The sequence below is a fragment of the Microbacterium sp. SMR1 genome (assembly GCF_003289625.1).
GTDB lineage: Bacteria > Actinomycetota > Actinomycetes > Actinomycetales > Microbacteriaceae > Microbacterium > Microbacterium plantarum.
The window spans coordinates 235242-246906 of the sequence record NZ_QMBN01000003.1 but is presented as its reverse complement, the minus strand read 5'-3'; the positions used below and the strand labels follow the sequence as shown (position 1 = coordinate 246906).

Annotated in this window: 11 protein-coding genes and 1 tRNA gene; 5 read left to right on the top strand and 7 right to left on the bottom strand. The window is 69.7% G+C overall.

The features are described from left to right. Window positions 1-91 precede the first annotated feature (91 nt). The 4 genes from DO944_RS10890 to DO944_RS10875 all read right to left on the bottom strand — a co-directional run bounded on the left by DO944_RS10890 (window position 92) and on the right by DO944_RS10875 (window position 3672). Complete coding sequence (locus DO944_RS10890; RefSeq protein WP_112617190.1) at window positions 92-898, bottom strand: nucleotidyltransferase domain-containing protein; 807 nt, start codon at window positions 896-898, stop codon at window positions 92-94. A 119-nt stretch (window positions 899-1017) separates the two neighbouring features. Next, window positions 1018-1677, bottom strand: coding sequence for a methionine ABC transporter permease (locus tag DO944_RS10885; RefSeq protein ID WP_181574219.1), 660 nt, complete (start codon window positions 1675-1677; stop codon window positions 1018-1020). Continuing rightward, a complete protein-coding gene (locus tag DO944_RS10880) occupies window positions 1670-2707 on the bottom strand; it encodes a methionine ABC transporter ATP-binding protein (protein ID WP_112617189.1) in 1038 nt (345 codons plus the stop codon). Before DO944_RS10880 ends, DO944_RS10885 begins: the two co-directional genes overlap by 8 nt. A 68-nt stretch (window positions 2708-2775) precedes the next feature. After that, window positions 2776-3672, bottom strand: a complete 897-nt coding sequence (locus DO944_RS10875) for a MetQ/NlpA family ABC transporter substrate-binding protein (protein ID WP_112617188.1) — start codon at window positions 3670-3672, stop codon at window positions 2776-2778. 230 nt (window positions 3673-3902) lie between these two features. On the opposite strand from DO944_RS10875, the gene DO944_RS10870 reads away from it, so the two are divergent. Next, window positions 3903-3978: transfer RNA gene (locus DO944_RS10870), tRNA-Thr, on the top strand. A 68-nt stretch (window positions 3979-4046) separates the two neighbouring features. On the opposite strand, the gene DO944_RS10865 is transcribed toward DO944_RS10870, so the two are convergent. Together DO944_RS10865 and DO944_RS10860 are read right to left on the bottom strand one after the other, a co-directional pair. Then, complete coding sequence (locus DO944_RS10865) at window positions 4047-5174, bottom strand: Gfo/Idh/MocA family protein (RefSeq protein ID WP_112617187.1); 1128 nt, start codon at window positions 5172-5174, stop codon at window positions 4047-4049. Beyond that, window positions 5171-5935 (bottom strand): sugar phosphate isomerase/epimerase, encoded by a 765-nt coding sequence (locus DO944_RS10860; RefSeq protein ID WP_181574242.1) that lies wholly within the window; start codon window positions 5933-5935, stop codon window positions 5171-5173. Before DO944_RS10860 ends, DO944_RS10865 begins: the two co-directional genes overlap by 4 nt. Before the next feature lie 188 nt (window positions 5936-6123). Between DO944_RS10860 and DO944_RS10855 the strand changes: the two genes are divergently transcribed. The 4 genes from DO944_RS10855 to DO944_RS10840 all read left to right on the top strand — a co-directional run bounded on the left by DO944_RS10855 (window position 6124) and on the right by DO944_RS10840 (window position 10014). Beyond that, a complete protein-coding gene (locus DO944_RS10855) occupies window positions 6124-6702 on the top strand; it encodes a TetR/AcrR family transcriptional regulator (RefSeq protein ID WP_112617561.1) in 579 nt (192 codons plus the stop codon). Between the two features lie 69 nt (window positions 6703-6771). Beyond that, window positions 6772-7167, top strand: coding sequence for a hypothetical protein (locus tag DO944_RS10850; protein ID WP_112617560.1), 396 nt, complete (start codon window positions 6772-6774; stop codon window positions 7165-7167). A 61-nt stretch (window positions 7168-7228) separates the two neighbouring features. Next, a complete protein-coding gene (locus tag DO944_RS10845) occupies window positions 7229-9433 on the top strand; it encodes an efflux RND transporter permease subunit (RefSeq protein WP_258524681.1) in 2205 nt (734 codons plus the stop codon). Further along, a complete protein-coding gene (locus DO944_RS10840) occupies window positions 9430-10014 on the top strand; it encodes an isochorismatase family protein (RefSeq protein ID WP_112617185.1) in 585 nt (194 codons plus the stop codon). The genes DO944_RS10845 and DO944_RS10840 overlap by 4 nt, the downstream gene beginning before the upstream one ends. A 4-nt stretch (window positions 10015-10018) precedes the next feature. Here the strand turns inward: DO944_RS10840 and DO944_RS10835 are convergent, their stop codons facing one another. After that, a complete protein-coding gene (locus DO944_RS10835; RefSeq protein WP_112617184.1) occupies window positions 10019-11641 on the bottom strand; it encodes a serine/threonine-protein kinase in 1623 nt (540 codons plus the stop codon). Window positions 11642-11665: the final 24 nt, after the last annotated feature.

Below are 11665 nucleotides of genomic sequence, written 5' to 3'. Positions count from 1 at the left end.
CATCCCCCCCGGTCCCAGCTTGCCGCGCGAGGTCCCAGTTCGGCCGGGAACGGGGCCGCTGAAACCGGCCCACGTGGGACCTCGGCGGCGGTCAGGACGGGCGAGGCAGGGTCCGAAGCATCTCGACCGCTGCCCGCGCGCCCTGGGGTGAGGCGTTGAGCGCGCTGAGAGCAGCGGCGACCCGGATGTCGAAGTCGGCCGGGGCCGAGATCAGACGAGAGACTCCCGGGACGATGCCCTTCTCGTTGATGGCCCAGGCTCTGGCGTCGGCGTGCCACGCGTACCCGAGCCGCACGGCCGCGTTGCTCAGGCAGAGACTGAGGTAGGCGGTGTCGCCGCGATCAGCGACCTTCGCTGCGGCGTCCACGAGGAAGTCCACCTGCCACAGATCGTCGAGGAAGGCCTGCCGCAGCGGCTCGGGGTAGGGAGTGAGGGCAGCGGAGCTATCGCGCAGGAAACCCGCGCCATCCACGAGCGGCTTCGCGAGTGCGACCTCGCCCGCGTATGCGATATCGAGAAACCCGAATGGATGCCCCGGCTGCGCGTGGAAGGCGAACTCGCCGCGACGAGCCCTCGCGACCTGAGCTCGAACGCGGTCGGCGTCGCGGATGATGACGTCGACGGGCATTTCCGCGATCGTCGCCCACGCGCCGCTATCCACCCACGGGCCCCAGCTCCCGGCCGGTCCGACGGTGACCGACGTCCCGGCCCAGCGAGACACCGACGCGGAGAGGACGCCGCGGTCGAATGTTCGCCCGTCGACGTAGACGCCGAGATCGACGTCCGAGTCGGCGGCATGCGTGCCGCGCGCGCGGCTGCCGCCGAGCGCCACCGCGACCACGCCCGGCGTCGCTGCAAGATCACGCGCGATGCGAACCAGATCGGCATCCGAAAGCATGCCGCCAGGCTAGCCCCCGCCGCCGAGGTCCCACTCGGGCCCGGAATGATGCCGCCATACCCGGCCGAACTGGGACCTCGACGGGCGCGAACCCCGCCCAACTGGGACCTCGGCGGGTGTCAGCGCCGAAGGATGCGGCGCGCGAGGGCGTTGCCGAGGAACTGCACGCCCTGCACGAGCAGGATGATGATGATCACGGCCGCCCAGGTCACCCACGGGTTGAACTGACGGAAGCCGTTCACCAGCGCGAACTGACCGAGGCCACCCGCGGCGATCGCACCGGCGACCGCGGTCATGTCAACGAGCGCCACCACGATGAAGGTGTAGCCGAGCACGAGCGGACCGAGCGACTCGCGGGGGACCAGCCGGAACAGGATGCGCGAGCGGCTCGCGCCGGCGGCGCGTGCGGCCTCGATCACCCCGGGGCGCACGGTCAGCAGGTTCTGCTCGACAATGCGTCCGATGGCGAACATCGACGCGATCGAGATCGCGAAGACGGCGAACTCGATGCCGATGCCGCGGATGCTGAACGCGCGGGCGAGGGGCTGGACCGCGGCCATGAAGATGATGAACGGGATAGGCCGGAAGGTGTTGACGATCACGTTGACGATGCCGAACACGACGCGGTTGGGGAACAGGCTGCCGGCCCGGGTCGCGTACAGCGCGAGGCCGATCAGGAAGCCCGCGATACCGCCGAACACGAGGCTCAGCGTGATCATGTAGAGCGTCTCGGCCGTCGCCGGCCAGAGGTCGGGGAGCAGGTCGATGAGCCTATCCACGGGAGTCCTCCTCGATGAGCGGTGCGTGGGCGGATGCCGCCGCCACGGCACGGTCGACGGCGTCCTTCTCTCCCGACAGAGCGAGGGTCAGATGGCCGAAGACGCGACCGCGGATGTCGTTGATGCCGCCGTGGATGAGCTCGAACCGGACGCCGTGCGACGACAGCGCCGCGAACACGTCCGCCTGCGGCGACTCGCCCTCGCGGATCGTGAACGTGACGATGCGGCCGGGATGCCGGGCGCGCAGTGCCGCGAGCTTCTCGCCCGTGGGCGCCTCATCGATGATGCTCGCCACGAAGCGGCGCGTGGCGTCGTGCGACGGTGCCGAGAGAACGTCGAACACGTCACCGCTCTCGATGACGCGTCCATGTTCCATCACGACGACGCGGTCGGCGATCGCGCGGACGACTTCCATCTCGTGGGTGATGACGAGGATCGTCACGCCGAGCTCGGTGTTGATGCGCTTGAGGAGGGCGAGCACCTCCTGAGTCGTGTCGGGGTCGAGAGCGCTCGTCGCCTCGTCGGCCAGCAGGATGCGGGGGCTCGTGGCCAGCGCCCGCGCGATGCCGACGCGCTGCCGCTGCCCGCCCGAGAGCTGTTCGGGGTAGTTCTTGGCCTTGCCCGAGAGCCCGACGAACTCCAGCAGTTCGGCCACGCGCTGCTTGACCTGGGCACGCGAGCGGCCGGCGACCTCGAGGGGGTACGCGACATTGCCCGCGACGGTGCGCGAGTCGAACAGGTTGAACTGCTGGAAGATCATGCCGATGTCGCCGCGGAGGGCGCGCAGCTCGCGCTCGCGGAGCCCCGTGATGTCGCGGCCGTCGATCTCGACGCTGCCGCTCGTCGGCGTCTCGAGAGCGTTGACCAGGCGCAGCACCGTGCTCTTTCCCGCGCCGGAGTACCCGACGATGCCGCACACGGTTCCTGCCTCGATCTCGAGGTCGACGTCATCGACCGCGACGACGGGCTCGCCGCCCTTGGTGGACGGAGGGAAGCGTTTGGTCACGCCGGACAGGCGGATGAGGGTCATGCGGGGCTCCTCGAACGAGACATGCGTGTGCGGCCCGTCCGGGGGAGCGGGCCGCACACGCGGGGATGTCACTGGTTGGCGCGGATGTCGTCCTCGACCTGCTTCAGGGCGGAAGCGAGCTCGTCCTTCGGCGTCTTCACGAGCACGGCCGAGCCGCCGGACGCCTCCTGCAGTCCTTCGGTGACCGCCTGGGTGTCCTGGAAGATCTCGACGAGCTTCTGGTAGGTCGGGTTGTCGGCATCCTCGGCCTTGGCGGCGAAGATGTTGATGTACGGCTGAGCGCTCGGGTCGCTGGGGTCGTCGGTCGCGAGCGCGTCGTCGAACTTCAGCCCGGCATCCTCGACGAAGTCGTTGTTGATGATCGCGGCGGCGACATCGGGCAGCGACGTCGCGGTGAGGGCGGCGTCGAGTGCCTCGACCTTGACCTTCGAGCCGGGCTCGACGTCGGCGGTCGTCGAGAAGACCGACCCGCCGTCCTTGAGCTCGATGAGGCCCTGCGCCTGCAGCACGAGCAGCCCGCGAGCCTGGTTGCTCTCGTCGTTGGGGACGGCGACGGTGGCGCCTTCGGGGATGTCGTCGACCGAGTCGTACTGCGTCGAGTACAGGCCCAGCGGGTAGGTCGCGGTCGAGCCGACGGCGACGAGGTCGTCGCCGGCGTTCACGTTGTATGTCGCGAGGTAGATGATGTGCTGGAACTGATTGAGGTCCAGCTCGTCGGCCGACAGCGCGGGGTTGGGCTGCGTGTACTCGGTGAAGTCGACGATGTCGACCTCGATGCCTTCCTCGGCCGCGGCCTCCTTGTAGGTCTCCCAGTACGGGTCGCCCGCGCCCACGACGCCGATGCGCACCGGGCCGTCCTGCGCGCCATCGCCGGCGTCGCCGGAGCCGGCGTCCGACGCGCACGCGCCCAGCAGGAGGGTCAGGGGAAGGGCCAGGGCGGCCGCGGTCAGAAGTCGCTTGGACATGAGTGGTGCTCCTCGGATCGGGCACCGCGGGGCGGTGACCCGCCCGTGCGCGACCGGGGTCGCGCTCGCCTCATCGCGGTGCCCTCCGACGGTAAGCGCCACGGGTGGACGGGGAGTAATCGTCGCGTAACACGGCGTCTCCCGATATAAGGGCGTCGGCCGCGCCGCCGGTTCGCGACGGGGTCGGAGACCATGTAACATTGCTGATCGTGCATCGCACAGCGACGCGCGCCGCCTTAGCTCAGACGGCAGAGCGATTCACTCGTAATGAATAGGTCAAGGGTTCGATTCCCTTAGGCGGCTCCACAACGAAAGGCCCGGACTCCGAAGAGTCCGGGCCTTTCGCGTTCCCGTTGGGCGGGCCGCAGCGCGGCTTACAGCGTCGCGGCGAACGGGTCGAAGTCGACCGGCACGGTCGGCACGGGCGCCACGGTGCTCGCGACCTTCACGAACTCGCCCGAGGCGGCCGATTCCTGCGCCGAGAGCATGACGTCGAGCACGTGGTAGCCGAGCTCGCCGGTGGCGACATGCGGCCGGTCCTCCGCGATCGCGCGGACCATGTCGAGCAGGCCCAGGCCGCGGCCGGTGAGCTTGCCCTCCTGCTCGATCTCGATCCACTCCTGCTCGCCCCAGTTGCCGTCCGAGATCGACTTCCGCGCCTTGACGTAGGCGATGCGTCCTTCGAACTGGTTGGGGTCGGGGAGCACGATGGAGCCCTCGGTGCCGTGCACCTCGAACACGCCGTGGCGTTCGAGGGCCGAGTCGAAGCTCAGCAGGCTCGCCGCCTGCTGACCCGCCTCGAAGGCCGTGATGACCTGCATCGTGGTGGGCACCTCGACGGGGAAGACGGTGCCCGCGTTGGGCCCGGCCTGGATGGTTCGCTCCTCGAGCTTCTTACGCCCGACGGCGGCGACGCGGTCGACCGACCCGAAGAGGCTGACGAGACCACTGAAGTAGTACGGACCCATGTCGAGCAGCGGTCCGGCTCCCTGGGCGAAGAGGAACGCGGGGCTCGGGTGCCACAGGTCGGGGCCGACGGTCTGGAACGTCGTCGACGCGAACATGGGCTCGCCGACCACACCGCTCTGGATCGCGCGCTTCGCGGTCTGGAAGCCGGGGCCGAGGAGCGTGTCGGGGGCCGAACCGATGCGCAGGCCCGCGGCATCCGCCTGGCGCAGGAGCTCCGCCGTGCTCTCGCGGTCGAGGCCGAGCGGCTTCTCGGTCCAGACGTGCTTGCCCGCCGCGATCGCGCGCGAGGAGATCTCGACGTGGACGGCGGGGATCGTCAGGTTGACGACGACGTCGACATCGGGGTGCGCGAGGACATCGTCGGTCGTGCCCCATTCGGCGACGCCGTGCTTCTCGGCCTGAGCCTTGGCGCGGTCGACGTCGAGGTCGCCGAGGATGACGACGCGGACATCGGGAAACGAGCCGAGGTTCTCGAGGTAGGTGTCGCTGATGACACCGACGCCGACGAAACCGACTCCGACGGGCCCGGTCATGCGCTGACTCCGTTCTCACGCAGGAACGCCAGGCTGGCGGCGACGTCGGCGAAGACGTCGCCGGGTGCCTTGTCGTATTCGACGACGGCGTACTTCAGAGTGGTCGCCGCGCGCAGCGACTCGGCGAGGGGGACGTCGCCCGTGCCGGCGTGACGCTGATCGAGGCTGTCGGATCCGAACTCCGCGGCTCCCGGGGCCCAGGGGTTGGAGGCCGGGACGACGCCGTCCTTGACGTGGACGGCGACGAGCCGGTCGCCGAGGCTCTTCACGAGGGCCGGGACGTCCTGGCCACCGGTGAGCGCCCAGAAGAGGTCGAGCTCGAGCGTGACGCGCTCGTCGAGGAGCGAGACGAAACGCTCGTAGGCGCTCTGACCGTCGAAGGACGCGACGAACTCCTGCGCGTGGTTGTGGTAACCGACGCTCAGGCCGAAGCCGGCGGCGATCTCGGCCTGCGCGTTCAGGCGCTCCGCGATGTCGGCGACGCCGTCCTCGGTGAGCCACCGCTCGGGGGCGACGAACGGGTCGATGACCGTCTTCATGCCGATCGTTGCGGCGGCCTCGTAGACGACCTCGGGTGCGGGGGTGGGGATGGAGCCGTCCGGCGTCCAGAGCTCGTCGGTCAGCAGGGGAGCGTGACCGGTCGGCGAGGTGAGGCCGGCGGCATCCAGCGCCGCGCGGATCTCGGTCGGACGCGAGACGAAGTCGAACGCCTCGACGTGTGCGAATCCGATCTCGGCGAGCTTCGCCAGCGAGCCGGACATGTCGGCGGAGAACTCCTTCGCAAGCGAATAGAGCTGGACGGATGCCTGGACCTGAGTCACAGTCGACCTTCTTTCGTACGTCATCGTGCGGGGTGCCCGTGGTGGCACGACGTCACGCTAACACGTAATACATCCAGGTGGAGGTTTCTTGTTACAGTCGCGGTGTGAGCAACGACGATCGCGCGAAGATGGGGCGCCCCGGCGCGTACGCCAAGGGTGTGGCGCGACGTCAGGAGATCCTCGACCGCGCGATCGAGGTCTTCCAGGAGCGTGGGCTGCAGGGAACGTCGCTGCGGCGGATCGCCGAGGCCATCGGGGTCTCGCACGCCGCACTGCTGCACTACTTCGAGTCGCGCGAGCAGCTCCTCGTGGCCGTGTACGAGCACGCTGAGACGCAGCGCGGACAGCGCGGTCGGACTCCGCCCGAAACGGCGGTCGGGGTGATGACGCGCGCAGCCGTCGACAACCTCGAGGTTCCGGGCCTCGTCGAGCTCTACTCGATCCTCGTCGCCGGTGCGCTCGAGGCGGGGAGTGAGCACGGCAAGCGCTTCTTCACGGCCCGGTTCGAGCGCATTCGAGGCGAGCTGACCGAGCGGCTGCGGGCCGAGCAGCGTGCGGGAACCGTTCGTGACGACGTGCCGGCGGAACAACTGGCGGCTCTGCTCATCGCGGCATCCGACGGCTTGCAGATCCAGTGGCTTCTTGAGCCCTCGATCGAGCTCGAGCGCACGCTCGCCTCTCTCGCAGTGCTCCTGCGTCCGTCATGAATTCGCGCCCGGCGTGAACCATACTGAGTGCATGGCCCGAGCGACCCGCTTCCCGAGCCGGCGGCGCGCGTGACGACGACTCTCGACGCGGTCCTCGAGATCCTCAGCTGGGCGGGCTTCGGCGGCGCTGTCACGTTCGGCATCGCGCTCCTCGTGCTGTGGGCGGCGGACGGGACGTGGCTTCCGGCCGATGCGCTCGTCGACCACGAGCCCGACGGCACGTGGGTGCGCTGGTTCGACGACGAGGGTGAGGCGAACAGTGCGCGGGTCGATGAGCACACGGCCGCGCTCCTCGCGGGCCGCGATCGAGCCGACATCTGGTATCGCCACGGGTGGCGGGGAAGGATGCGGCTGACCCGTCGGCCGCCGGTTCGCCGACTGCTCGTCGGCTTGTCATCCGGATTTCTCGGTGTGGGCGTCGTCGCGCTCGTCGCATCCTGGATCGTCCTCTTCGTCCGCGGCTGAGCGGGGTCTCGAGTCGGCAGACGGACTGGCGTATCCGAATGTAGCTAGATAAGCTACCTACGTGAATAGCAAACGAAGTGTCCCACGCTGGCTGCGCATCGGCATTCCCGCCTTGCTCGTGCTCGTCTGGCTCGTGGGCGGCTCGGTGGGTGGACCCTACTTCGGGCGCGTCAGCGAGGTGGCCACGAACGACCAGTCCTCGTTCCTCCCCGCGAGCGCCGACGCGACGAAGGTCAGTGAGCGCCTGACCGACTTCACCGGCGGCGAGGAGATCCCGGCGGTCGTCGTCGCCGCGGCATCCGATCCGCTCGACGAGGCGCAGCTCGCAGCACTCGGCGAGCTCGGCACCGCCATCGGCGAGCTCGACGGTGTCGGCGAGGTGTCGCCGCCCATCCCGTCCGAGGACGGTCTGGCTGTCCAGGTCTTCGTGCCGATCGACGCCTCGGGGGAGGTGCGCGACGTCGTCGAAGAGGTCCGGGCGCTCGTCCAGGAGGACCTGCCCGCGGGCGTCGAAGCGTGGGTCACGGGACCCGCCGGGTTCACGGCGGATCTCGCCGAGGGCTTCCTCGGCATCGACGGACTGCTTCTGATCGTCGCGCTGGCCGCGGTGTTCATCATCCTGGTCGTCGTCTATCGCTCGCCGTTGCTGCCGATCCTCGTTCTGCTCACATCGGTCTTCGCGCTGTGCGTCGCCCTCCTGACGGTCTGGTGGCTCGCCAAGGCCGACATCGTCGTCCTCAACGGACAGGTGCAGGGCATCCTCTTCATCCTGGTGATCGGCGCGGCGACCGACTACGCCCTGCTCTACACGGCTCGTTACCGCGAGGCGATCGGGGCGGGCGCATCCCGCTGGGACGCGACGCTCCGCGCCTGGAAGGGCGCTGTCGAGCCGATCCTCGCCTCGGGCGGCACCGTGATCGCGGGCCTTCTCTGCCTGCTGCTCAGCGACCTGGCGAGCAACAAGGCGCTCGGTCCGATCGCCTCCATCGGCATCGCGTTCTCGATGCTCTCGGCGCTGACCTTCCTGCCGGCACTCCTGGCGCTGTTCGGGCGGGCCGCCTTCTGGCCCTTCATCCCCCGCACCGGCGCCATCGATCTTCCTGACGACCCGCGGGAGCCGGTTCGCGGACTCTGGCCGCGTCAGGCGCGTTTCGTCGCACGTCGTGCCCGGGCGGTCTGGATCGCGAGTACCGTCGTGCTGCTCGTCGGGGCTGCAGGCGTGCTGCAGCTCAACGCGAACGGTGTGCCCTCGAGCGACCTCGTGCTCGGAGCCTCAGAAGCCCGCGACGGTCAGGCGGCTCTCGCCGAGCACTTCCCGGCGGGGTCGGGCAGCCCGGCGTCCGTGATCGTTCCGCAAGACCGTCTCGCCGACGCGCTCGCCGTGCTCGAGGAGAACCCCGGCATCTCGTCGGTCGCCGCGGTCGCAGCGGACTCGCCCACCGGACAGGTCTCGGTGGCTCTCGAGGGCGGCGAGCCGGTCTTCACCGCCGCCGGGCCCCCGGGGGCACCGGCCCCCGAGCCGACAGTGTCGGAGGGCGATGTCCTGCTGTCGGTGACGCTCGCCGATCCGGCGGACTCGCTCGAGGCCGAGCAGACGGTGCGCGATCTACGAGCGACCTTCGCCGACGAGGTACCCGAGGTGCTCGTGGGCGGGACCACAGCGACGAACGTCGACACCAACGACACCTCGATCCGCGACCGGACAGTCATCATCCCGGTCATCCTGGTCGTGATCCTGCTCATCCTGATGCTGCTGCTGCGCTCGATCCTCGCGCCGGTGCTGCTCATCCTGAGCACCATCCTGTCGTTCGGCACGGCGTTGGGAGTGAGTGCCCTCGTGTTCAACCACGTGTTCGACTTCCCCGGAGGCGATCCCGCGGTGCCGCTGTACGGCTTCGTGTTCCTGGTGGCGCTGGGGGTCGACTACAACATCTTCCTCATGTCGCGTGTTCGTGAGGAGACTCTCGAACACGGAACCCGTCGAGGCATCGCCCGGGGGCTCGTGGCGACCGGCGGGGTCATCACCTCGGCGGGGCTCGTGCTGGCGGCGACGTTCGCGGCTCTCGGCGTCATCCCGATCCTGTTCCTCGCGCAGATCGCCTTCATCGTGGCCTTCGGGGTGCTGCTCGACACCTTCGTCGTCCGCTCGCTCCTCGTCCCCGCACTCGCTCACGACATCGGCCCCGCCATCTGGTGGCCCTCGAAGCAGTGGCGACGCGAGCGGGACGTGCAGCGCGAGGACACGCGGCGTACCCTCGACGCATGACCCGTGCCCTGTTCATCGTCGATGTCCAGAACGACTTCACCGAAGGCGGAGCACTCGGTGTGACCGGGGGTGACGCGGTCGCCGCGGCGATCACGCGTCACCTCCGGGAGCACGCCGGTGATTACGAGATCATCGTCGCCTCGCGCGACTGGCATCACGGCGATCATGACAACGGCGGGCACTTCGCCGTCGACGAGCCCGACTACGTCGACACCTGGCCGGTGCACTGCGTCGCCGACACCGCGGGCGCGGAGTACGACCCCGAGCTCGACGTGTCCGCCGTGACCCACCACGTGAAGAAGGGGCAGGGCGTACCCGCGTACTCGCTCTTCGAAGGGACGACCGAGGAGGGGCATGCCGTCGCCGACCTGCTGACGCAGCACGGGGTCGTCGACGTCGACATCGTCGGCATCGCAACCGACTACTGCGTGCGCGCATCGGCCCTCGACGCGATCGCGCACGGTCGTCGGGTACGCATCCTGACCGACCTCGTGGCGGGAGTCGCGGAAGAATCGAGCGCGGCCGCGCTCGCCGAGCTGGCCCACGCGGGCGCGGCGCTCGCCGCCAGCACGGACCGCTGAGAGCTCAGCCGCCCGGCTTCTCCGGCTTCCCCGGCTTCTGAGAGCCCGGACCGTTGGACATCGGCCCCGCGCCGCTGTTCGCGCCGGGACCGTTACTGTTGCCGCTGTTCTCGCCCGGCGCTGATCCGTTGCTCCCCGCGGGAGGCGCGTCGCTGATGACCGTTTCGGTGGTCGGGGTGTCGGCTGGCACGATGTCGGCCGGCACAGTGTCGGTGGTTTGCGTCGGAGCGCCGGCCTGACCGGTGCCGGGGGCGACGACAGTCTGCGTCCCCGTCGTGACATCGTCCGCGGGCGTCTCTGGCTCCTCGCTCTCGCCTGCATCGCCGTCGACGCCCGAAACGGACGGGGACGGAGTCTCGACGACGGTCGGCACGGCGACATCCGTCACCGGAGAGGCCTGCGGCGGCATCAGCATGAGATGTGCGGCAACCACCACGCCAGCCGACCCTGCGGCGAGGGCGCCGACAGCCATCGCCGTCCGCTTTCGGCGACGCTGTCGGGCGGCGGTGACCCGTTCCGGTGCGGACGTTGCGGTCGCACTGAGGCTGGGCGAGAAGAACGTGGGTTCCGTGCCCGCTCCGCGTGCCGCGAGAGCCGCGGCTGCCGTCACGGGGGCGTCGAGGTTCGTCGGCGACGCGGTCCCGTGCGTCGAGGTGAGCGGCCACGCGGCGGTCGCGACGTCAGACTGAGCGGCGCGGCTCGCGGCGGGCACGAAGCCGGATCGCGTCGCTGCTGTGCTGGCCGGGAAGGCGACGGTGGCTTCTCCCGCGACGTCGGCCTGGGCGTGCGCCCCACTCAGCCGTGACATGACCTCGAGCGCGGTCGGGCGATCCTCGGGGCGGCGTGCTGTCATCGCGCACAGCAGGTCGCGCCAGTGATGATCGAGCCCCTGGGGCATGTCGGGATCGCGTGACAAGCGTGCCAGCAGCTGGCCGCGATTGCCGTCCGACCCGGAGAACGCGCGCTCGCCCGTGGCCGCCTCGAGCATCACGAGGCCGAGGGCGTAGATGTCCGACGGCGGGGCCGGGTCGGCCCCGTGCAGCAGCTCGGGAGCAATATAGGCGGCGGTGCCGATCAGCAGGCTCGGTGAGGTGACACGTTCGCTGTCCAGAAGGTGGGCGATGCCAAAGTCGGCGAGCTTGGCGCGCAGCGGAACCCCCGGGACCGTCGAGCGCGCGAGGAGGATGTTGGACGGCTTCACGTCGCGGTGCACGATTCCCGCGTCGTGGACGACGTGAAGCGCGTCCGCGAGCTGGCCGCCGAGCGCTGTGAGCTCGCCCTCGTCGAGCACACCTGTCGCGATCCGCTGGGCCAGCGTCGTCCCGACGACATGCTCCATCACGAGGAAGCGCGGTTCGGCCGTCAGATGGGCGTCGAACAGCGTGACCAGTCCCGGGTGGTTCAGCGAGGCGAGCAGGCGCGTCTCGATCGCCGCACGATCGGACGCGGCACTGTCGGTCAGCTCGGGCCGCAGCACTTTGACAGCGACCGGGCGTCCGAGGGCCTCGTCGCGCGCCAGGAACACCCGCGCCATGCCGCCCGAGCCGATCGGCTCGACGACGCGATACCGGCCCGCCAGGAGGGCGCCCGGCAGCGCGACATCATCGTTCGCGACACCGTCGATCATCCCGCGTCCTCGTCCTCGGCCGTC

Excerpts from the sequence above, each read along its gene's own strand:
- DO944_RS10890 (WP_112617190.1), bottom strand. The coding sequence starts at position 898 with ATGCTTTCGGATGCCGATCTGGTTCGCATCGCGCGTGATCTTGCAGCG.
- DO944_RS10880 (WP_112617189.1), bottom strand. The coding sequence starts at position 2,707 with ATGACCCTCATCCGCCTGTCCGGCGTGACCAAACGCTTCCCTCCGTCC.
- DO944_RS10875 (WP_112617188.1), bottom strand. The coding sequence starts at position 3,672 with ATGTCCAAGCGACTTCTGACCGCGGCCGCCCTGGCCCTTCCCCTGACC.
- DO944_RS10865 (WP_112617187.1), bottom strand. The coding sequence starts at position 5,174 with ATGACCGGGCCCGTCGGAGTCGGTTTCGTCGGCGTCGGTGTCATCAGC.
- DO944_RS10860 (WP_181574242.1), bottom strand. The coding sequence starts at position 5,935 with ATGTCCGGCTCGCTGGCGAAGCTCGCCGAGATCGGATTCGCACACGTC.
- DO944_RS10855 (WP_112617561.1), top strand. The coding sequence starts at position 6,124 with ATGGGGCGCCCCGGCGCGTACGCCAAGGGTGTGGCGCGACGTCAGGAG.
- DO944_RS10840 (WP_112617185.1), top strand. The coding sequence starts at position 9,430 with ATGACCCGTGCCCTGTTCATCGTCGATGTCCAGAACGACTTCACCGAA.
- DO944_RS10835 (WP_112617184.1), bottom strand. The coding sequence starts at position 11,641 with ATGATCGACGGTGTCGCGAACGATGATGTCGCGCTGCCGGGCGCCCTC.